We start from the raw sequence: 21,304 nt of genomic DNA on the forward strand, positions 1-21,304 counted from the left end.
CATCGTGTACTCCTCTGGTTACCAACGTTGAGAGCCGAGCCGGGCGTAAGCACCCCGGCGGGCGACCACGACCACCGCCCCGGCCGCGAAGACAGCACCCCACACCGGCAGTACGCCTGGCTGGAGCGCGCCGGGAAGTCCACCCACGGTGAAGCTCGGCGCGAGAATCACCGCGACCCACACCACCACCAGCGCGACGGCCGCCCTGCTCAGCCCGATGACGCTGCCGAGCGCGAGCGTCCCGGTCGTGAAGGCCAGCGAGGGCAGCAAGGTGAGCATGAGCGAGGCGCCCGTGGACCAGCCGGCCGCCAGCAGCAGGGGAATCACCACGACGAGCACCGCGACGGTCCGGCGGAAGACGAGGTCGAGCCCGGCGCGGGGCGTCGCGGCGATCAGTTCGTACGCCGGATCCAGCCCGCGTGCCCAGGACGCGAAGACCCCCGCCACCGGCAGGACGGGCGCCACCAGCAGCACGAGCGAGCGGTCGCCGCTCATCCCCGCGCTGATCCGGTCGAGCGTCACCGCGAGGAACGTGACCAGCACGATCATGCACAGCCACGACAACATCGCCGGGGAAGCCCAGGTCGCGAGCCACTGCGACCACCGGCGCCGCCGGGGCATCGGCGGCTTCGCGAGTTCGGGTTCCAGACCCGCCCAGACGCTGTCGAGCAACGCCGTCACCGCCGGGGGCCCGACGGCCGAGAGCCTGCCACGGCACACCGCGCAGGACTCCAAATGGGACTCCAGCGCCCAGATCTCGTCGCCGGTGATGGCTTGTTCGCCCTGGACGTAAGCCGTGATCAGCCGCTCGGAAGCGTGCTCGCCACTCATGTGAGCGCCTCCCGCATCGCGATTCTCGCCCGCCTCGCGCGGGTCTTCACCGTGCCTTCTGGCAGCCCGAGAACCATCGCGGTCTCCCGTACGGACATCCCGTCCAGCACCATGGCCTGCAGTACCTGCCGCAGTTCGGGGGCGAGCCTGCGCAGCGCGTCCCCCACCTCGTCCCCGACGGTCGCGGCCAGCGCCTCGTCCTCGGCGGCGGGCGCGACGACGTCGGCCGTGGCCACGATCGGCAGCCGCGCGTGGTGCGCCCGGCGGCGGAAAGCGTCGACGAGCCTGCGTGCCGCGATCGTCCACACCCAGCCGACGGCACTGCCGCCCACCGCGGCCCCGGCGAACGCGTCCGCCGCGCGCCACACCGCAAGGTAGGTCTCCTGCATGACCTCGGCGACGAGCTGTTCGTCGGCGCAACGCCGTCGCAGGCGCACGGCCAGCCAGGGCGACGTGCGGCGGTAGAGCTCTTCGAAGGCCGCGCGATCGCCCCGCGCCGTGCGGCGGACGAGGTGTTCCTCGTCCGCTTCGGTCAGCGGTGTCCGACTCCCTTTCACACCCGGCAAGACGCCGGGGCGGCCTGATCGGTTCTCACCCGGACGTGTCGTACGTCACAGCGACCTCAGTCGCCTGGCCAGAACTTGCGCCAGCCGTCGGCCTCGAGGGTGGTGGGTTCGATCCCGGCGTCCCGCGCGGCCTGCTCGGCGGCGCGGACGTCCAGCGCGAACCGCTTCGCCAGCGCCCGCAACTCGCCTTCCGGGTCGATCCCGGCCCGGCGCGCCGTCGCGGCCACGCGGAACAGCTGCGCGGCGGGCGCGGCGCCCTCGGGGAAGAGGTCGAGCGGTACCCCCGCACGCCCACTGCGCTGACCGAGTTTCCCGGCGAGCGCCACCGCCGGCTGCCCGAGCGCGACGCCGTCCACAATGGACAAACGTCGCTTCTCCTGCTGCTTGAGCTCTTCCCACTTGAGTTCCTGGTGCGCGGCCGTGTGCACCTTGTCGGCGTCGGCGAACACGTGCGGATGCCGCCCGACGAGCTTGCCGACGAGCCCGCGCGCAACCTCGTCGATGCCGAACGGATCGAGCGGGTCCTCCGCGGCGACCCTGGCGTGGAAGAGCACCTGGAGCAGCACGTCGCCGAGTTCCTCGCGCAGGGCCTCGCGGTCGCCGTCCTCGATGGCGTCCAGCAGCTCGTAGGTTTCTTCGACGAGGTACTGGCGCAGCGAATCGTGCGTCTGCACGGCGTCCCACGGGCAGCCGTCCGGCGAGCGAAGCCGATCCATCACCTCGACGGCCTCGACCAGCGGCGGCACCGGCGCCTCGAAAACGCGCGCGCCACCGGCGATCAGCAGCGCGGCGGCGGGCTCGGTGCGCGAACCCGCGACCAGCACGACGTCACCGGAGAGATCGGCACCCCGCACGGGCGGCAGCCCGAGCGCTGCCGCGTCCACGTCCGAAGCCGCGTAGACGGCTTCAGCGCTACGCAGGACAGGCAGAGCTGAGGCCGGAAGTGCCGCCCCTCGGACGACGACGACGGCCGCGGTCACGGTTGTGACTGGACGGCACCGCGCACCGGAAGCACGATGCCCTTCTTCGTCGCTTCGCTCGAGGCGAGGTCCATGCCCACGACGTCCCAGACGCCGTAACGCGGGTTGACCCTGAAGCTGACGTCGCCGAGGTACGGCTCGAGCAGCCTGCGGCCGATCGCGATCAGGTCGTCGGAGGTGGGCTTGGGGGCCTGGTCGACCGAGATCGGCGCACCCGCGGTGCGTTCCCGGATCACGCCGACGACCCAGAAGTCCACGCCGGGCTCCGGCTGGAAGGCGGCGACGGTGTTGATCGGGGCCCCGAACAGCACGGTCGCGGCGATGGCGGGCGACTGGACCGCCGGGCGCTTCTGGCCGATGACGGCCTGGCTGGTGGGCGACTGCGACTCCAGCTTGAGGGCCTGGGCCGCGACGTCCGGGCCCGAGGCGAACAGCTTCGCCTTCTCGAACGCCTGGTCGCGCAGCGAGGCGGACTCGGCGGGGGAAACCTTGCTGACCCCGCCGTCCTGCGTCTGGGGCGCGGACACGGCGGTGTAGTCGAACGTGACGGACAGGTTCGACAGGTACTTGAGGGCGAGCTCCTGCTGGAGCAGCGTGTCGGTGAGCGACTCACGGTGGTCACGGACCCGGAGGACGGCCTCGGTGACACTGCTCGCGGCGTCGCTGGCAGGCCCCACGGGCGCGGGCATGGCCAGCGGGTCCTTCTGGAGCACCTGAGCGAGCTGGGACTCGTTGACCCCCAGCTTCTCCTGCTGGGCGGCCCTGGTGATGACGTCGTGCAGCACGAGCTGACGCACGACCTCCCGGCCGAGGACAGCCAGCTTGTGGTCCTTCGCGAGCTGCTGCGCGTACGGCTGCTCGCGAACGGCCTTGTCGATCAGCCCCTGGACCCGATCGACCGAAACGGCCTTGTCGCCGATGATCACCGCGGCCCCGACCTGGCTCGGCCCGGAACCACATCCGGCGAGCAGGAGAGCACCAGCGAGAACAGCGACCAGCGCGCGAGGGCGCCCCATGATCCGCATCACAGCGACTACCCTCTCACAACCGTCCCCGGGCATGCGAGAACGGCCCGCGTTGTGGCTTTGGCTGGCCACTCCGGCCAAGAAACTGGCGCCGCGCGACTGGACCAGCGGACAGCAGTGCCGTTCCCGCCTGCGTGACAGGAGGGACTCGCCCAGCACGCCGATATGCGGCGTCTGCAACTACCACGACTCGTCGACGAGTCGCGGGTTCACGCGGGGGTCAGCCGACCGGGGCGGGTTTCCTGGTGAGCTGGTTGAGGAGCTTGGCACACCAGTCGAGGAGTTCCTCGTCGCGCAGGGCGGGGGCGCCGACGCGGCCGCCCGCCGGGCCCTCGGTGGGCTTCGGGACGGAGACCGTTCTCGTCACCTCTTTGTAGGTCGCCTTGGGGTACAGGCGCTTCAGGCGCACCATCTGCGAATCCGCCAGTGGCAGCGGTGCGAAGCGAACCGTGTTGCCCTGGGCGGAAACCTCGGTGACGCCCGCCGCGCGGCAGGTGTGGCGGAACTCGGCCACCGCCAGCAGGCGGCGGACCGCCGCGGGGGGCTGGCCATAGCGGTCGACGAGTTCGTCGCGCACCGCGTTCAGGCCCGCGGCGTCCGGGGCGGCCGCGATCTTGCGGTACGCCTCCAGCCGCAGGCGCTCGCCCGGCACGTAATCGTGCGGGAGGTGCGCGTCCACCGGGAGGTCGACGCGGACGTCGGCCATCTCCTCTTCCTCCGCGGGCTCGGACCCGGCATGCCGCCGGAACGCGTCGACGGCCTCGCCGACCAGGCGGACGTACAGGTCGAAGCCGACGCCCGCGATGTGCCCGGACTGCTCGGCACCGAGGATGTTGCCCGCGCCGCGGATCTCGAGGTCCTTCATCGCGACCGCCATGCCCGCGCCCAGCTCGGTGTTCTGCGCGATCGTGGCCAGCCTGTCGTGCGCCGTCTCGGTGAGCGGCGCCTCGGGCGGGTACAGGAAGTACGCGTAGCCGCGATCCCGCCCACGCCCGACGCGCCCGCGCAGCTGGTGCAGCTGCGCCAGGCCGAGCAGGTCACCACGCTCGACGAGCAGCGTGTTGGCGTTGGAGATGTCCAGCCCGGTCTCGACGATCGTCGTGCAGACGAGCACGTCGTACTCGTTCTCCCAGAAACCCTGGATGATCTTCTCGAGCTTGTCCTCGTTCATCTGCCCGTGCGCGGTGACGACCCGTGCCTCGGGCACCAGCTCGCGGATCCGCTTCGCGGCCTTCTCGATCGAGGAAACCCTGTTGTGGACGTAGAAAACCTGGCCGTCACGCAGGAGCTCACGCCGGATCGCCGCACCCACCTGCTTCTCGTCGTAGTTGCCGACGTAGGTGAGGATCGGGTGCCGGTCCTCCGGCGGGGTCAGGATCGTCGACATCTCACGGATGCCCGCCAGCGACATCTCCAGCGTCCGCGGGATCGGCGTGGCCGACATGGTCAGCACGTCGACGTGGGTCCGCAGCGCCTTGATGTGCTCCTTGTGCTCGACGCCGAACCGCTGCTCCTCGTCGACGATCACGAGCCCGAGATCCTTGTACCGCAAGCCAGTCTGCAGCAGGCGGTGCGTGCCGATCACGATGTCGACCTCGCCGGAGGCGAGCTGCTCCATCGTCGTTTCCGACTCCTGCTTGCCGGTGAACCGCGACAGGCCCCTGATCTTCACCGGGAACGACTGCATCCGCTCCGCGAACGTGCTCAGGTGCTGCTGCGCGAGCAGCGTCGTCGGCACCAGGACCGCGACCTGCTTGCCGTCCTGCACCGCCTTGAACGCGGCGCGCACGGCGATCTCGGTCTTGCCGTACCCGACGTCGCCGCAGATCACGCGGTCCATCGGGACCCCGCGTTCCATGTCGGCCTTGACCTCGTCGATCGCGGCGAGCTGGTCGTTGGTCTCGACGAAGGGGAACGCGTCCTCGAGCTCCGCCTGCCACGGGGTGTCCTGGCCGAACGCGTGCCCTGGCGCGGCCTGGCGCGCGGCGTAGAGCTGCACCAGCTCGGCCGCGATCTCCTTGACCGCCTTCTTGGCCTTGGCCTTGGTGTTCTTCCAGTCCGAACCGCCGAGCTTGTTCAGCACGGGCAGCTCGCCACCGACGTACTTGGAGATCTCGTCGAGCTGGTCGGTCGGCACGAACAGCCGGTCACCCGGGTGGCCGCGCTTGGACGAGCCGTACTCCAGCAGCAGGTACTCGCGCGTCGCGCCCGCGACCGTGCGCTGCACCATCTCGATGAACCGGCCGATGCCGTGCTGCTCGTGCACCACGTAGTCGCCGTTCTTGAGCGCCAGCGGGTCGACCGCGTTGCGCCGCCGGGACGGCATCTTCGCGTTCAAGTCCTTTGTGGACGTCCCGGCGTTGGCGCCGCGGCCGGTCAGATCCGATTCGGACAGCACGACCAGCGCGAGCGCCGGTGAGACGAACCCGTCGGACAGGCCGCCGCAGGTGACCGTGACGACCCCGGCGGGCGGGACCTCGCGCAGGCCGTCCGCCGCCAGCGCGGCGGGGACCTCCGCGGCCGAAAGCTGTTCGACGGCGCGGGCCGCGGTGCCGTGCCCGGCCACCACGAGAACGGCGGTTCCCCCGGCGGCGGTGTGGGCGCGCAGATCGGTCGTCGCCCGCTCCAGCTCGCCGCGGTAGCCAGGGGCGGCCTCGATCGAGACGCGGTAGACGTCCGGATCTTCGCTGGTCAGCTGCGTGTGCGTCCACCAGGGACGGTTCGTCCGGCTCGCGTGCGAGGCGATCTCCGCGAGGTCACGGTAGGCGGACGCGCCGAGGTCGATCGGGGCCTGGCCGCCCGCCGCCGCGGTGGTCCAGGAGGCCTCCAGGAACTCCTGCCCCGTCCGCACCAGGTCGGCCGCGCGGGCGCGGATCTTCTCCGGGTCCGCGATGAGCACGTGCGTGCCCTCGGGCATCGCGTCGGTGAGCAGCTCCAGCTCGCCGGCGCAGAGCACCGGGATGAGCGCCTCCATGCCCTCGACGGGGATGCCTTCGGCGAGCTTGGTCAGCATCTCGGCGAGCTGCGCGTCCGCCGCGTACGTCTCCGCGAGCTCGCCCGCGCGCGCCCTCACCTCCCGCGTGAGCAGCAGCTCACGGCAGGGCGGCGCGGTGACGCGCGGGATCTCGCCGGGCAGCGAGCGCTGGTCCGACACCGCGAACGCGCGGATCTCGGTGACCTCGTCACCCCAGAACTCGACCCGCACCGGGTGCTGCGCCGTCGGGCCGAAGAGGTCGAGGATGCCGCCGCGCACGGCGAACTCGCCGCGCTTCTCGACCATGTCCACGCGCACATACGCGAGCTCGACGAGCCTCTCGAGCAGGCCTTCGAAGCTCTGCTCCTCGCCGACGACCAGGTCCACCGGTGCGAGCGAGCCCAGGCCCGGCGCCATCGGCTGGATCAGGCTGCGGACCGTCGAAACGACGACCCGCGGCCTGTCGTCCGCGGTCTTGAGCCGATGGAGCACCTCCAGCCTGCGGCCGACCGTGTCCGCTCTCGGCGAAAGGCGCTCGTGCGGCAGCGTCTCCCAGGAGGGGAAGTCGGCCACCGCGGCCGACCCCAGGAACGCGGACAAAGCGGCCGTCAGCTCGTCGGCCTCGCGGCCGGTGGCGGTGACCGCGAGCACGGTTCGCCCCGCCCCCTGCTCGGCGGCGAGGGCGGCGGCGACCAGCTGGCGCGTGGAAGCGGCGCCCTGGAGTTCGAGCAGCGGGGCGCCCGCACGCTCGATGACCCCGCGCAGCGCGGGGTCCGGGAGGATGGAGTTCAGGAGTCCGGACAGTGAAGCGTCGGTCACGATTCCAGGGTACGTGGGGCCACCGACAGTTCGACGCTCACGGGGCAGCGCCTCGACCGGCCGGTAGTTGCGCGTCGAACTCGCGCGGGTCCGCCGCCGGGTACCGGCCTGCCCGCCGAGGCCGGACTCGTCAACGGCATACGGCGGCGAAACGGACAAGAGGGCATGCTGAGGACATGCGCCTGACCGCACTCGCCCTCGTCGTCTCGCTGTCCGTCGTGGCCACGGCCTGCTCCGCGACCGCCGGTCCACCGGCCGTGCAGAGCGCCCCGCCGGCGACCTCGAAACCCGCCGCCACGACGTTGCGGGTCCAGGAGCTGACGGCGGGGCTGGAACACGGCTGGGACGTCGGATTCCTGCCGGGCGATCAGCTGCTGATCAGCCAGCGGCCGGGACGGCTCACGCTGTTCGCGGGCGGGAGGGCGACGAACGTTTCGGCCGATTTCTCCGACGTGCTGGTGAACGGCGAGGGCGGGCTGATGGGCCTGGTCGTCAACCCGGATTTCGCGAGCACCCGCGAGTTCACCACCTGCCAGACGCACAAGGAGGGCGGCAAGGCGGTCGACATCCGGCTGGTCACCTGGCGCCTTTCGGACGACGCCGCGAGCGCCACCAAGGCGCGGGACCTGCTGACCGGGCTGCCGGTGAACCCGAGCGGGCGGCATTCCGGCTGCCGTCCGGCGCTGGGGTCGAAGGGCGAACTGTTCGTCGGCACCGGTGACACCGCGAACCCGTCGATCGCGCAGGACCGGCACAGCCTCGGCGGCAAGGTGCTGCGGATCGACGTCAAGACCGGGAAACCGTTGCCGGACAACCCGTTCATCTCGTCGGCCAACCCGAACGAGCAGCGGGTCTACACCTACGGGCACCGGAACGTGCAGGGCGTCACGGTGCGGCCGGGCACCGATCAGGTGATCACCGCCGAGCACGGGCCGTCGTTCGACGACGAGGTCAACCTGCTGAAGGCGGGCGCGAACTACGGCTGGGACCCGTCGAAGGGCGGCACGGACTCCTCCTACGACGAGAGCGTCCCGATGACGGACAAGACCCGCTTCCCGGACGCGGTGAGTCCACTGTGGACGAGCGGCAAGATCACCGAGGCGATCTCCGGCGCGGCCTTCCTCACCGGCCCGCGGTGGGGCCCGCTCGACGGCTCGCTGGCCGTCGTCGCGCTCAAGGGCCAGAAAATGCTGCTGTTCAAGCTCGACGACGCGGCGGCGGTGAAGGAAGTGACGCTGCCGCCCGAGTTCAACGACAAGTTCGGCCGCCTGCGCGCGGCCCGCAGCGGCCCCGACGGCGCCTTGTACGTCACCACCTCCGACGGCAGCGACGACAAGCTCCTGCGCGTCACCCCGTCCTGACCCTGGCAGCAAAAAAGGGCAACTCGTCGCCGAATTGCCCTTGGTCTCTGTCCCCTTTAAACGTATAGCAGGGATGGGGGCTTGCGGCAAGCCCCCGGTTCCGGTCCAGACTTCGTGGCCTCGCCGGTGCGTAGAGGGGATTCTTGATGCGTGTGCTGTTGACGACGATCGGGTCGCGGGGGGACGTCCAGCCGGTGGTGGCGCTGGCGGTGCGGCTGAAGGAGCTCGCTCAGGAGGTCCGGCTGTGCGCGCCCCCCGACTTCCGCGACTGGGCCGGGGAACTCGGGATTCCTTTCACGCCAGTGGGTCCCGTGCTGAGCTCGACCGGGAAGGCCGACCCGGCCGCGGCCCCGCCCACACCAGAGCAGCGGCGCCGGATGGTGGCGGACTCGGTCGCCGCCCAGTTCGAAGCGGTGACGGCGGCGGCGGAGGGCTGCGACGTCATCGTGGCGGGCGGCTACCTGGTCATCGCCGCCCGCACGGTGGCAGAACAGCGGGGAATTCCTTACTTCATGGCCGCCTACAGCCCGAATTTCCTGCCCTCGCCGCACCACGCGCCGCCCGTGTATCCGATGCTGGGTGAGAAGCCGTCGGACGGGACGGTCGGCAACGCCACGCTCTGGGCGCGGGAAACGCAACGCTGGAACACCATCTGGAGCGACCTTCTCAACGCGCATCGGGAAGCGGCGGGGCTGACGCCGGTCACCGACGTGCGCCAGTACCTGTTCACCGACAAGCCTTGGCTGGCCGCCGACGCGACCTTGGGCCCATGGCCCGGCGATTCCGAAGTCGTCCAGACCGGCGCCTGGATACTGCCGGACGACCGTCCGCTGTCCGGGGAACTGGAGGCCTTCCTCGACGAGGGTGAGCCGCCCGTCTACTTCGGCTTCGGGAGCATCCGCGCTCCCCGCGACCTCAGCCGGACCATGATCGAGGCGGCCCGCGCGCTCGGCCGCCGGGCGATCGTGCTGCGCGGCTGGGCCGACCTGTCACTGCTGGACGGCGAACCCGACTGCCTGTCCATCGGGGAGGTCAACCAGCAGACGCTCTTCCGGCGCGTCGCCGCCGTCGTGCACCACGGCGGCGCGGGCACCACCACCGCCGCCGCGCGAGCAGGCGCACCCCAGGTCGTCCTCCCGCAGCACGCCGACCAGCACTACTGGGCCCAGCGGATCGGCGAACTCGGCATCGGCACCGCGCACGCACCCAGCCCGCACACCACCGCCTCGCTGACCGACGCACTCGGCCACGCCCTGAAACCGGACGTCACCACCCGAGCCCGATCCGTCGCCACCACCGTCCGCACCGACGGGGCCCAAACCGCCGCAAACCTCCTGCTGGCCGCCCGACCTGTTTGACTGCCCCTGAAGGCCACCTTCACAGCGTAAAACGCCGTGAAGGTGGCCTTCAGGGACCGCCCGCACGAGCTGAGCGGCGCGGCTAGCGCAGCCGGAGTTTCGGCTTGTGCTCAAGGTGGGAAAGGCCGTTCCAGGCGAGGTTCACCAGGTGCGCCGCGACTTCGTCGCGCTTCGGCTTGCGCGCGTCGAGCCACCACTGGCCGGTCAGCGCGACCATGCCGACGAGCGCCTGCGCGTACAGCGCGGCGAGCTTCTCGTCGTAGCCCTTCGCGGCGAACTGGTTCGCCAGAATGTGCTCGACCTGGCTGGCGATGTCGTTGAGCACGGTGGAAAACGTGCCCGTCGAACTCGCGACCGGGGAGTCCCGCACCAGGATGCGGAAGCCGTCGTGCGAGTCCTCGACGTAGCTGAGCAGCGCGACCGCGGCCTGCTCCAGCATCACCCTGGGGTGTCCTCCGTGCAAAGTGGACACCATGCGGTCGAGCAGTAGCTGGGTCTCACGGTCCACCACGACGGCGTAGATGCCCTCTTTGCCACCGAAATGCTCGTAGACCACCGGCTTCGAGACGCCCGCGCGGTGGGCGATCTCCTCGACCGACGCGCCCTCGAAGCCCTTTTCCGCGAACAGCTCCCTCGCGACGGTCAGCAGTTGTTGCCTGCGTTCGGTTCCGGTCATCCGGACGCGGGCCACCGGCGCGGCCGGACGTGCCCCGATGGCCGTTTCACGTTTTGCCCGCCGTCTCGCCACCTCCGCAGCCTAGTGGGCGGCCGAAACGCTAGTGGGACTCCGCCGCGATCCGCCGCAGCCGCTGCGGGGTCGGCCAGCGGACGTCGTAGGCCCAGCCGAACTTCTCGAAGAACCAGATCAGCCGCGCGGAGATGTCGATCTGCCCGCGCTGCACGCCGTGGCGCGCCGAGGTCGGGTCCGCGTGGTGCAGGTTGTGCCAGGACTCACCGAAGGAAAAGATCGCCAGCGGCCAGAAGTTGGCCGACTTGTCGCGCGCGGCGAACGGGCGCTCGCCGATCATGTGGCAGATCGAGTTGACCGACCAGGTGACGTGGTGCAGCACGCAGATGCGCACCAGCCCGGCCCAGAAGAACGCGGTCACCGCGCCCCACAGCGACCAGGTGATCAGCCCGCCAGCCACCGCGGGCAGTACCAGGCTCAGCAGCGTCCAGAGCCAGAACAGCTCGTCGACCTTCTTGATCGCGGGGTCCTTGAGCAGGTCCGGCGCGAATCGGCCGGCGTTGCTCTGGTCACGTTCGAACAGCCAGCCCATGTGCGCGTGCCAGAAACCCCTGGCGATGGCCAGCGGCGTGGTGCCGAAGGCCCAGGGCGAGTGCGGGTCGCCGTCGCGGTCGGAGAAGGCGTGGTGACGCCGGTGGTCGGCGACCCAGGTGATCACCGGGCCCTGCACGGCCAGGCTGCCGGCGATGGCCATGACCACCCGCAGCCACGGCTTGGCCTTGAACGAGCCGTGCGTGAAGTAGCGGTGGTAGGAGACCGTGATGCCCAGCCCGCTGATCGCGTAGAAGACGACGAAGATGCCGACGTCCGCCCAGCTCAGCCCCCAGCCCCAGGCGAACGGGACGGCGACGAGCAGCGCCAGCAGCGGGGCGATGACCCCGAAGTAGACACTCGACTGGATGGCCGCGGAGCGATGCCCGTCAAGGATGGGCTTCGGCCCGTTGGGCGCCGGCGGCTCACCGGCGGACTTGGACCGGTCAAGGGTGGCGGTCATGCATTTCACTTCTTTCCTACGCACAGGTCCCAGCAAAGGGTTACCTTACCTACGGTGCCGTAAGTTACGGTACAGCAGGTTCCCGGCTCTGGGGAGAGGTCAAACCCATGGCGGGGAACACCAGGGATTCGGAGCGGAGGAGGCTGCGGATGCCCGGATCGGCGCCTAGTGGGGGTCATCACCCCACCCGCACAACCGGCTTGCGAATATCGCTATCCTGACCAGGATCGATCCGCCGTAGTGTAATCGGCAGCACCTCAGATTTTGGTTCTGATAGTTCAGGTTCGAATCCTGGCGGCGGAGCAGAGCGAACAAGCAGTGATCACCACGAGCAGCGGAGGTGGGGGCGGCTGACCGACGAGGCGATCGATTCCGTGGTCACCAGGCGGCCGGCACTGGCCGAGATGTCCGATGCCTGGCTGGTCGGGCGCGCCCGTGAGCTGATCGCCGCCGTCCAGCGCATCGATCACGCCGAGCAGCTGGAGATCGTCGCCAGCCTCGACGACCTGCTCGACGAGACCCAGCGCCGCGGCGAGCCCCTGCTCGTCGCCCAGCTCCTGCGGGCGTCCGCGCTCGCGCGGCTGGTCACCAAGGGCCTCGCCGCCGAAGCCGAACCCCGGCTCGACGAGATGCTCGCGCACACCCGGCGTCACGGGCTGGCCCTGCTCCGCGCCGACGCGCACGCTCTGCGCGGGCGCCGTCTGGTGCTGGCCGAGCAGGAGGACGCGGCGCTCACCGAGATAGCGCGCTCGCTCGCGATCCTCGACGACTCCGCGATCCCCGACCGCCAGATGGGCAGGCGCGACTGGGACCGGATGCTGTCCCACGCGCTGCTCGACTCGTGGATCGTGCTCAACCAGCTCGGCGTGTACGAGGCCGCCGAGGAGGTCATCGGCCGCGCCCACCAGGCGATCCGGGACACCGCGAGCCCGCACGACCTGACGCTGCAGCTGATCAACCGCGTCAAGATGCTCCTCGGCTGGGGCCTGCGGCTCGAACGCATCGAGCAGTACGACCAGAGCACCGAGAAGTTCCGCACCGCCGCCTCGATGGCGGTCGCCGCGGAGGGTCCGTTCACCGAGTCGCTGTTCCCCCGCAAGCAGGGTGTCGCCGCGGTCGACCAGGTCGGCGTGCTGGCCGCGGCGCTCGCGCTCGACTCCCCCGCCGAGGAACACATCGAGCGGCTGCAGAAGCTCGACGCCGAGCAGGGGTACCCGCACGAGCGGGAGATCGTCGCCATCGCGCTGGCCCGCTGCCAGGACAAGACCGGCCGCCGCCCGGACGCGCTGGAGACGCTCAAGCGCGTCACCAGGAACATCGCCGAGTCCTCGCAGCCGTCGATGCGGCTCAACGTCGCCCGCGAGCTGGCCAGGCTGGAGACCAGCTCGGACTTCGACGCCGTCGGCACGCAGTCGCTGATCGACTACGCGACCTCCCTCGAGACCGAGATGTGGTCACTGCGGGAGTCGCAGATCGCCACCCTGAACGCGCGCCGCGAGCACGAACGGCTCTCCGCCGAGCACGGCGCGATCACCCAGCAGGCGCTGCAGGACCCGCTGACCGGCCTGCCGAACCGCCGCGCGCTCGACGAGCGGCTGCGCGCCCTCGCGTCCTCCGCCGACGCCCAGCCGCTCGCGGTCGGCCTGGTCGACCTCGACGGATTCAAGGGCGTCAATGACAGGCAGTCACACGCCGAAGGTGACAACGTGTTGCGTGTCGTGGCGAGCACGCTGCGCGACGCTTTGCGTGGTGACGACCTCGTCGCGCGGTACGGTGGCGACGAGTTCATCGTGCTGCTCCCCGGCGCTCCGGCGTCCGCGGCGAAGCTGGCGCTGGGTCGAGCTGTGAAGTCCGTCGCGGAGCTGCCGCACCACCTCTCGCACGGCGTCACGCTGTCGATCGGGCTCGTCTCGCTGCGCCCGCAGGAGCGCGCCGAACAGGTCCTGGCCCGCGCGGATGCGGCCATGTACCAGGCAAAACGTGGGGGCGGGAACCAGGTCGCCTCGGCGAATTCGATGACCGCGGAGCCCGACCTGAGCTGGCCCGGCGAGGGCACACTCGACGACCCCGCGTGGGACCTCGAGCAGCCCACGTAGGATCAGAGCCCGACAGAGCACCGTTGGTGATTCGTTGGGAGCGTCGTTGACCGGCCCGCTGAGCACGCTGATCCTCGCCGCGGGTGAGGGCACCCGCATGCGTTCGTCCACCCCTAAAGTGCTTCACCCGATCGCGGGACGGCCACTGGTCGAACACGCGGTCCGGGCGGCTGCGGGGCTGGACCCGGAACACCTGGTAGTCGTCGTCGGCCACGGCCGCGAGGCGGTCAGCGCCCACCTGGCGACCGTCGGCGAGGCGCTCGGCCGCAAGGTCGGCACGGCCGTGCAGCTGGAGCAGAACGGCACGGGGCACGCGGTGTCCTGCGCGCTGGCCGAGCTGCCCGGCGGGCTGACCGGCACCGTCATCGTCAGCTACGGCGACGTCCCCCTGCTCGACACCGAGACCCTGGCGTCGCTGCTCGCAGAGCACACCAGCGCGGGCAACGCGGTGACCGTGCTGAGCGCAGTGGTCCCCGACCCGACCGGCTACGGCCGGATCCTGCGTGACGAATCCGGCGCGGTGACCGCGATCGTCGAGCAGAAGGACGCCACCCCGGAGCAGGCCGCGATCGGCGAGATCAACTCCGGCGTCTACGCCTTCGACGCGGCCGTGCTGGTGGACGGCCTCTCCCGGCTCTCGACCGACAACGCGCAGGGCGAGCTCTACCTCACCGACGTGCTCGGCATCGCGCGCGGCGACGAGCTGGGCGTGGGCACGCTGGTCGTCGACGACCCGTGGCTGACCGAGGGCGTCAACGACCGCGTCCAGCTGTCGGTGCTCGGCGCCGAGCTGAACCGGCGGATCGTGCGCGGCTGGCAGCGCGCGGGCGTCACCGTCACCGACCCGGCCAGCACCTGGATCGACGCGGGCGTCACCCTTTCGCGGGACGTCGTGATCGAGCCGGGTGTGCAGCTCAAGGGCTCGACCACGGTCGGCGAGGGCGCGAAGGTCGGCCCGGACAGCACCCTGGAGAACGTGACGATCGGCGCGGGCGCGTCGGTCGTGCGGGTCCACGGCTCGGACTCCGAGATCGGCGAGAACGCCAGCATCGGCCCGTTCACCTACCTGCGTCCTGGCACCAAGCTGGGCCTGAAGGTCAAGCTCGGCGCGTTCGTCGAGACGAAGAGTGTCGACATCGGCACCGGGACGAAGGTGCCGCACCTCACCTACGTCGGCGACGCGACCATCGGCGAATACACCAACATCGGCTGCTCCAGCGTCTTCGTGAACTACGACGGCGTGCACAAGCACCGCACCACGATCGGCTCTCACGCGCGGCTCGGGGCGGACAACACGTTCGTCGCCCCGGTGCACGTCGGCGACGGCGCTTACAGTGGGGCAGGCACCGTGATCAGGCAGGACGTGCCGCCCGGCACGCTCGCGGTGTCGACCGGCCCGCAGCGCAACATCGAAGGCTGGGTGTCCCGGCGCAGGCCGGGAACTCCCGCGGCGGAAGCGGCAGAAGCCGCTCTGGCCGCGAAGCAGGAAACAGAGAGCACCGACGGGGAGTCGCCAGAATGAGTCCGAAGTCCGGCACACCGAAGAAGAACCTGATGCTCTTCTCCGGCCGTGCGCACCGGGAGCTCGCCGAAGAGGTCGCCAAGCACCTCAGCGTGACGATCACTCCGCAGACCGCCCACGACTTCGCCAACGGAGAGATCTTCGTCCGGTTCGAGGAATCCGTACGCGGCACTGACGCCTTCGTCATCCAGAGCCACACCAACCCGATCAACGAGTGGGTGATGGAGCAGCTGATCATGGTCGACGCGCTCAAGCGCGCGAGCGCCAAGCGCATCACCGTGGTCATGCCGTTCTACCCGTACGGCCGCCAGGACAAGAAGCACAAGGGCCGCGAGCCGATCTCCGCGCGCCTGATCGCCGACCTGTTCAAGACCGCGGGCGCGGACCGGATCATGACCGTCGACCTGCACACCGCGCAGATCATGGGCTTCTTCGACGGCCCGGTCGACCACCTGCTCGCGCAGAACCTGCTCGCCGACCACATCAAGAAGACCTACAGCGACGCCGACATCACCGTCGTTTCGCCGGACTCGGGCCGCGTGCGCCTCGCCGAGAAGTGGGCGCAGCAGCTGGGCGACCGGCCGATCGCGTTCATCCACAAGACCCGCGACCCCGACAAGCCCAACCAGGCTGTCGCGAACCGCGTCGTCGGCCGGGTGCGCGGGCGGCTGTGCGTGCTGATCGACGACATGATCGACACCGGCGGCACGATCGTGAAGGCCACCGAAGCGCTGCTGAACGAGGGCGCTTCGGACGTCGTCATCGCGTCGACGCACGGCATCCTGTCCGACCCGGCGACCGAGCGGCTCTCGAACTGCAAGGCGCGCGAGGTCATCGTGACCAACACGCTGCCGATCCCCGAGGAGAAGCGCTTCCCCGGGCTGACCGTGCTCTCGATCGCGCCGCTGCTGGCGCGCGCGATCCAGGAGGTCTTCGAAGACGGCTCCGTCACGTCACTGTTCGACGGCTCCGCCTAGACCTTTTCCGAAGGGGACTTTCACCGGGCCGGCCTGGCGAAAGTCCCCTTCGTGCTGTTCGGGTCCGCTTCCGCTGGGCGCGAAACCGGCTGCTCGGCGGACCGGTCGGGGCTAGTTTCCCGGACATGGGGAAATTCAAGTTCGGCGTCAGTCTCCGGTTCACCACCGGCCGGGACGAGTGGGTCGCCAAAGTCCGGCGCGCGGAAGCGCTCGGCTACGACGTCATCAGCGTGCCGGACCACCTGGGCAAGGGCAGACTCGCGCCGTTCCCGGCGCTGGCCTTCGCCGCCGCCGTCACCGAGCGGCCACGGCTGGGCACCCTGGTGATGAACGTGCCGTTCTACAACCTCGCGCTGTTCGCCCGCGACGTCTCGGCGACCACCACGCTCTGCGGCGGCCGGTTCGAGCTGGGCATCGGCGCCGGGCACATGAAGGCCGAGTTCGACGAGGCGGGCCTGCCGTGGACACCGGCCCGCGAGCGCATCGCGTTCCTCGAGAACAGCATCGGTGAGCTGCGGAAACACCTCGACGACGAGGGCGCCGAGATGCCGCCGCTGCTCATCGCGGGCAACAGTGACGGGGTGCTCTCCCTCGCCGCTCGGCACAGCGACATCGTCGGTTTCGCGGGCCTGCGCCAGGCCCCCGGCAAGCCGCCCGGCACATTCCACCTGGACGACGCCGAGGCTGTGGACGGCCGCGTGGCCCATTTCCGCGAGCAAGCCGGGGCGCGGGCGGACGACGTCGAGGCCAACATGCTCGTGCAGAAGGTCGTGGTCACCGACGATCGCCGCGCGGGTGCCCAGGCGTGGCTCGACGAGATCCCTGGCCTCAACCTCGGCGTCGACCAGCTCCTCGAAACACCCCAGCTCCTGCTGGGCACCATCGACGAGATCGTCGCCCAGCTCGTCGCGCGCCGCGAGCGCTACGGCTTCTCGTACCTCACGGTCTTCGAGCCGTACATGGAGGCCTTCGCCCCCGTTCTCACCGAACTCGCAGGCCAGTAGCAGTTGCCCCTGAAGGCCACCATCACGGCGTATTACGCCGTGATGGTGGCCTTCAGGGGCAGTCGATCAGGAGGCGAAGGTGGGTGCTGCGGGTCAGCCGCCCAGCGCGGCGAACTCCGCCTGCAGGCGCTGCTTCACGGCGTTGACGTCGAGGGGCGCGCGCAGCTCGGCCGTCGCAGTCGGCTTCGCCATCACCTGGTAGCTCGCGGTGCGGTTGGGCAGCCGGAACTTGACGCCGCAGTTCATCGTGGTGGTCGCGTCGGCCTCGGCATCGGCCTCCGCGGCGCAGTTCTGCCCGCCCAGCCCGTCGGCGCTGAACTCGACGTTCAGCTTAATGTGGACCTTGGCGGCGGGCGTGCCGACCACGGTGTTCACCACGTCGACGTTGACCGAGCAGTTGCCGACGAAGTCCGTGCAGTCGATCTTCTCGCCCAGCACGACGACGCTGACCTGGGTGAGCGCGTCGAAGGGCTGCCCGAGGCCGCCCACGGCGTTTTCGAGGTCGGTCTGGAACTTCTTCAGCGCGTCCCCGCCGACGGGCGAGACCCGCAGCTCGGCGCCCAGTTTGGCGCCGGTCTTGCCGTCGAGCATCGCCGGGGCGAAGCTGACCAGCCGATACGGCTTGGCCGTGGTCACCTTGAGCGCGCCGAGCGGGCCCGCGACGTCGTAGACCTCGGTGCCGTCGGCCAGCTTGGAGCGCACGGGCACGGCGAGCGGGTTCGCCAGCTTCAGCGTCCTTCGCAACGCGTCCGCCGCCTTCGCCGGGCTGAGCAACCCCGGGGCGTCCACCGGCAGCCCGGTGGCGTCGGCGCGGACCCAGCTGCTGCCGTACTGATCGCTCCCGTTCGCGCCGTTCGCCTTCCAGTAGTCCGCCGAGGCCGCCAGGTAGAGCTGCTTGTCGGCGGACACCAGCTGCAGGACCCGGCCCTCGATCGGCAGCGACCCCTGCGCGCTGCCGTTCTTCGTGATCCGGAACCGCAGCTCGACGGCCGTGCCGGAGCCGTCCTTCAGCGTGCTGCCGTAGGCCAGCGCGGGCGCGGCGGCCAGCGCCTGCAGCGCGCCGTCGACCGCGGTGCGCTGCTCACCTCGTCTATCCGCTTTCTCCCGCTCGACAGCGGAAATACCGGCGGCACCGTCGACCGCCACCTGACATCCGCTGAGCACCAGGCCCAGCAGCACCACCAACCCGACACCCCACCGTGCTCGCATCACACACTCCAGTATTCCGTGTGCCCATCTCAGCGTGATGACGCCGCTCACAGCACCTGATTTGTCACGTCAGCCGAGCGGGGCGGCTTGCGCCTAGCGCGCTGCGGCACCCGCCGCAAGCCACCCCGCCGAGCTTGGTCTACACTTTGCGGGTTGTCTCGGCGAGGCGGGTTCCGTTCAGCACTTGGTGCCCGGCGTGATCGACGCGGCGGCTTGAGTAGCCACGCGCCCAAGCACGTCTGTGTTGACCAAACGCTGTGGAATTCGCCGCCGAACGACCGAAAACGCCCGACAGATCCCCATCTCAGCATGCTTTCGCTAGACATGTTGGTGAATTGAAGGAGTGCCACACCGTGTCCGAGGTACGTCTGTCCGTCGAGCCGCGCACCGAGTTCGGCAAGGGCGCCGCGCGTCGTACGCGTCGCGCCGGCAAGATCCCCGCGGTGCTGTATGGCCATGGCTCCGAGCCGCGCCACTTCTCGCTGCCGGCCCTTGAGTTCGCCCGCGTCATCCGCGAGAACGGCAGCAACGCCGTGCTGACCCTGGACCTGGACAACGCCGAAGAGCTGGCGCTGACCAAGACCATCGTCGTGCACCCGCTGAAGAACTACATCGAGCACGTCGACCTGCTGGTCGTCAAGAAGGGCGAGCGGCTCACCGTCGACATCTCGATCGTGCTGACCGGCTCCGCCGCCCCCGCCACCCTGGTCGCGGTCGACCTGGACAGCGTCCAGCTCGAGGTCGAGGCGCTGCACATCCCGGAGCAGGTCGAGCTGTCCATCGAGGGCCTCACCGCCGGCACCCGGGTCTCCGCTTCGGAGCTCATCCTGCCCGAGGGCGCGACCCTCGTGACCGACCCCGACGCGCTCGTCGTCGCCGTGAACGAGGCCCCGAATGAGGCCGCCATGGAGTCCGACGTCGACGCCGAAGGCGCCGGTGTGGTCGAGGACCAGCCTGAGGGCACCACCGAATAAAGTCATTGACGTGACCGTAGAACTTCCCGGGGCCGGCGAGCTGATTCTGCTCGCCGGCCTTGGCAATCCCGGACCCGCTTACGCCGGAAACCGGCACAACGTCGGCTTCATGGTGCTCGATGAACTCGCCGGCCGCGTCGGCGGCAGGTTCAAGGCACACAAGAGCGGCGCCGAGGTGCTCGAAGGCAGATTGTCCGGGCATCGCGTAGTCCTGGCGAAGCCACGGACGTACATGAACCTCTCCGGCGGCCCGGTCGTCGGCGCCGCCCGGTTCTTCAAGGTCCAGCCCGCTGGGATCGTCGTCGTGCACGATGAGCTCGACGTCGACTTCGGCGCGCTGAAGATGAAGCTCGGCGGCGGCGACAACGGCCACAACGGGCTGCGCTCGATCACCAAGTCGCTCGGCACCAAGGACTACTACCGCGTCCGGTTCGGCGTGGGCCGCCCGCCCGGCCGCCAGGACCCCGCCGACTTCGTCCTGAAGGACTTCTCGACCGTCGAACGCAAGGAACTGGCGTTCGAGGTCGACCGCTGCGCCGACGCCGTCGAGGCCCTGATCAGCACCGGGCTCGCCGCGGCGCAGAACACCTTCCACGCGGGCTGAACCCGCATCGGCGTGGCAGGCTGAGCGCATGACACCCGAAGAAGTACGCGAAACGGCCTTCGGCCAGGCGTCCTTGGGGACGCGCGGCTACCGCGAGCAGGACGTGGACGAGTTCCTCAAGCTCCTCGAGCAGACGCTGAGCGGCGACGACGTGCTCACCGCGAACGACGTGCGCAAAGCGGCTTTCACGAAGGCGCCCAAGGGCAGCCGTGGTTACGACGAAGCCGAGGTCGACGCCTTCCTCGACCTCGCCGAGCACGCCCTGCAGGTGCGAAACAGCCCCTCCTCGGCATTCGAAAACGCCCCCTCCGTTGAAGAGCCGCGTAAGCGTTGGTGGCAGCGCGGCTAGCTTCACCGCAGGTCAGGGAAGTGAAATGGGCCACATGAGCCCTGCGTAGTGCCGACTCACCCAAAGGCGTGCGAGAAGCCCCCTGATCGAGTCGATGAAGAGCCCAGAGCCTTCCGGGAAACCCTCTGAACGGTTAGGACGGAAAGCGGGAGTTCGCTGACCAACCGAAATCGGAGAATGTTTCATGTCGTTCACCGCCGAAGACGTCTCGGACGTCACCTTCGGTAATGCGCCCATCGGCCGCCGCGGCTACGCCAAGGCCGAGGTAGACGAGTTCGTCCAGCGCGTTGCGAAGACCTTCGCAGATGAGGACGACCTGACCGCCGCCGAAGTGCACCACGTCATGTTCTCGAAGCCGCTGATCGGCAAGCGCGGCTACGACGAGCGCGAAGTCGACGAGTTCCTCGACGACGTCGAGAACGAGCTGGTCGGCCGCACCGGCCACCACGTGCCCACCATGCCGGGCGCCCGCGACCAGACCCAGGCCACCGCCGAACGGGCCCGCCCGGACAGTGCGCCCGTCGAGCAACTCCAGGAGCGGTAGTGGGCGTGAGTGCGATCGAGGCGCGGACGATCCAGTTCGACCGCGCCCCGATCGGCACCCGCGGCTACGACGAGCCCTCGGTCGACGCCTTCCTCGACCGGGTCGCCGACACCCTCGACGGCCAAGACGACCTGACCGCGTCCGACGTCCACGACATCGCGTTCGCCAAGTCACCCCTGTCGAAGCGCGGCTACGACCCCGCGAGCGTCGACACGTTCCTCCGGCACGTGGAGAGCACCTTGGCCGCCAACACACTGGCGGCTTCGGGCTACTACATCGCACCGGCACTGGAGCACAGCCACGCGCGTAAGCCGCTTTGGCGGCGGGTGCGCAGCTAGGCCCTCTCAAGTGTCATGAAAGGGTCTTTCA

At 69.9% G+C, this 21,304-nt stretch carries 19 protein-coding genes and 1 tRNA gene; 12 read left to right on the plus strand and 8 right to left on the minus strand.

Features of this window, described 5'->3' with window-relative positions:
• Window positions 1-18: 18 nt before the first annotated feature.
• From QMK34_RS11870 to mfd, 5 genes are all read right to left on the minus strand, one after another.
• Window positions 19-831 carry a zf-HC2 domain-containing protein gene (locus QMK34_RS11870; protein ID WP_326413809.1) on the minus strand — a complete coding sequence of 271 codons (813 nt, stop codon included), beginning with the start codon at window positions 829-831 and terminating at the stop codon, window positions 19-21.
• The gene (locus QMK34_RS11875) at window positions 828-1,388 is read right to left on the minus strand and encodes an RNA polymerase sigma factor (RefSeq protein WP_326413810.1); all 561 of its coding nucleotides are present in this window, start codon (window positions 1,386-1,388) and stop codon (window positions 828-830) included. The genes QMK34_RS11870 and QMK34_RS11875 overlap by 4 nt, the downstream gene beginning before the upstream one ends.
• Before the next feature lie 65 nt (window positions 1,389-1,453).
• Window positions 1,454-2,377 (minus strand): MazG family protein, encoded by a 924-nt coding sequence (locus tag QMK34_RS11880; protein ID WP_326413811.1) that lies wholly within the window; start codon window positions 2,375-2,377, stop codon window positions 1,454-1,456.
• Window positions 2,374-3,393, minus strand: a complete 1,020-nt coding sequence (locus QMK34_RS11885) for a hypothetical protein (protein ID WP_326413812.1) — start codon at window positions 3,391-3,393, stop codon at window positions 2,374-2,376. Before QMK34_RS11885 ends, QMK34_RS11880 begins: the two co-directional genes overlap by 4 nt.
• Before the next feature lie 229 nt (window positions 3,394-3,622).
• A complete protein-coding gene (gene mfd / locus QMK34_RS11890) occupies window positions 3,623-7,180 on the minus strand; it encodes a transcription-repair coupling factor (protein ID WP_326413862.1) in 3,558 nt (1,185 codons plus the stop codon).
• Between the two features lie 191 nt (window positions 7,181-7,371).
• Between mfd and QMK34_RS11895 the strand changes: the two genes are divergently transcribed.
• Window positions 7,372-8,556, plus strand: a complete 1,185-nt coding sequence (locus tag QMK34_RS11895; RefSeq protein ID WP_326413813.1) for a PQQ-dependent sugar dehydrogenase — start codon at window positions 7,372-7,374, stop codon at window positions 8,554-8,556.
• Between the two features lie 146 nt (window positions 8,557-8,702).
• Complete coding sequence (locus QMK34_RS11900) at window positions 8,703-9,914, plus strand: glycosyltransferase (RefSeq protein WP_326413814.1); 1,212 nt, start codon at window positions 8,703-8,705, stop codon at window positions 9,912-9,914.
• Between the two features lie 82 nt (window positions 9,915-9,996).
• Here QMK34_RS11900 and QMK34_RS11905 read toward each other — a convergent pair whose 3' ends face one another.
• Together QMK34_RS11905 and QMK34_RS11910 are read right to left on the minus strand one after the other, a co-directional pair.
• The gene (locus tag QMK34_RS11905; protein ID WP_326413815.1) at window positions 9,997-10,590 is read right to left on the minus strand and encodes a TetR/AcrR family transcriptional regulator; all 594 of its coding nucleotides are present in this window, start codon (window positions 10,588-10,590) and stop codon (window positions 9,997-9,999) included.
• A gap of 100 nt (window positions 10,591-10,690) precedes the next feature.
• Entirely contained in the window at window positions 10,691-11,656 is a 966-nt protein-coding gene (locus QMK34_RS11910; protein ID WP_326413816.1) for an acyl-CoA desaturase, read from the minus strand.
• A 231-nt stretch (window positions 11,657-11,887) separates the two neighbouring features.
• Here QMK34_RS11910 and QMK34_RS11915 point away from each other — a divergent pair.
• From QMK34_RS11915 to QMK34_RS11935, 5 genes are all read left to right on the plus strand, one after another.
• Window positions 11,888-11,959, plus strand: a tRNA-Gln gene (locus QMK34_RS11915).
• A 101-nt stretch (window positions 11,960-12,060) separates the two neighbouring features.
• The gene (locus QMK34_RS11920) at window positions 12,061-13,752 is read left to right on the plus strand and encodes a GGDEF domain-containing protein (RefSeq protein ID WP_326413864.1); all 1,692 of its coding nucleotides are present in this window, start codon (window positions 12,061-12,063) and stop codon (window positions 13,750-13,752) included.
• A 46-nt stretch (window positions 13,753-13,798) separates the two neighbouring features.
• Complete coding sequence (gene glmU / locus QMK34_RS11925; RefSeq protein WP_326413818.1) at window positions 13,799-15,274, plus strand: bifunctional UDP-N-acetylglucosamine diphosphorylase/glucosamine-1-phosphate N-acetyltransferase GlmU; 1,476 nt, start codon at window positions 13,799-13,801, stop codon at window positions 15,272-15,274.
• Window positions 15,271-16,251 carry a ribose-phosphate diphosphokinase gene (locus tag QMK34_RS11930; RefSeq protein WP_326413819.1) on the plus strand — a complete coding sequence of 327 codons (981 nt, stop codon included), beginning with the start codon at window positions 15,271-15,273 and terminating at the stop codon, window positions 16,249-16,251. Before glmU ends, QMK34_RS11930 begins: the two co-directional genes overlap by 4 nt.
• 125 nt (window positions 16,252-16,376) lie before the next feature.
• A complete protein-coding gene (locus QMK34_RS11935) occupies window positions 16,377-17,255 on the plus strand; it encodes a TIGR03621 family F420-dependent LLM class oxidoreductase (protein ID WP_326413820.1) in 879 nt (292 codons plus the stop codon).
• A 93-nt stretch (window positions 17,256-17,348) separates the two neighbouring features.
• On the opposite strand, the gene QMK34_RS11940 is transcribed toward QMK34_RS11935, so the two are convergent.
• On the minus strand, window positions 17,349-18,464 hold the full coding sequence (locus tag QMK34_RS11940) for a hypothetical protein (protein WP_326413821.1): 1,116 nt from the start codon (window positions 18,462-18,464) through the stop codon (window positions 17,349-17,351).
• A gap of 353 nt (window positions 18,465-18,817) precedes the next feature.
• Between QMK34_RS11940 and QMK34_RS11945 the strand changes: the two genes are divergently transcribed.
• The 5 genes from QMK34_RS11945 (at window position 18,818) to QMK34_RS11965 (ending at window position 21,273) form a co-directional block, all read left to right on the plus strand.
• Window positions 18,818-19,438, plus strand: coding sequence for a 50S ribosomal protein L25/general stress protein Ctc (locus tag QMK34_RS11945; protein ID WP_326413823.1), 621 nt, complete (start codon window positions 18,818-18,820; stop codon window positions 19,436-19,438).
• Window positions 19,439-19,448: 10 nt separating this feature from the next.
• Entirely contained in the window at window positions 19,449-20,042 is a 594-nt protein-coding gene (gene pth, locus QMK34_RS11950) for an aminoacyl-tRNA hydrolase (RefSeq protein ID WP_326413825.1), read from the plus strand.
• A 28-nt stretch (window positions 20,043-20,070) separates the two neighbouring features.
• A complete protein-coding gene (locus tag QMK34_RS11955; RefSeq protein WP_326413826.1) occupies window positions 20,071-20,391 on the plus strand; it encodes a DivIVA domain-containing protein in 321 nt (106 codons plus the stop codon).
• A gap of 184 nt (window positions 20,392-20,575) precedes the next feature.
• Complete coding sequence (locus QMK34_RS11960) at window positions 20,576-20,935, plus strand: DivIVA domain-containing protein (protein ID WP_326413827.1); 360 nt, start codon at window positions 20,576-20,578, stop codon at window positions 20,933-20,935.
• Window positions 20,935-21,273 carry a DivIVA domain-containing protein gene (locus tag QMK34_RS11965; protein ID WP_326413828.1) on the plus strand — a complete coding sequence of 113 codons (339 nt, stop codon included), beginning with the start codon at window positions 20,935-20,937 and terminating at the stop codon, window positions 21,271-21,273. The genes QMK34_RS11960 and QMK34_RS11965 overlap by 1 nt, the downstream gene beginning before the upstream one ends.
• Window positions 21,274-21,304 lie beyond the last annotated feature (31 nt).

Source organism: Amycolatopsis sp. H20-H5, assembly GCF_035828755.1.
Taxonomy (GTDB): domain Bacteria; phylum Actinomycetota; class Actinomycetes; order Mycobacteriales; family Pseudonocardiaceae; genus Amycolatopsis.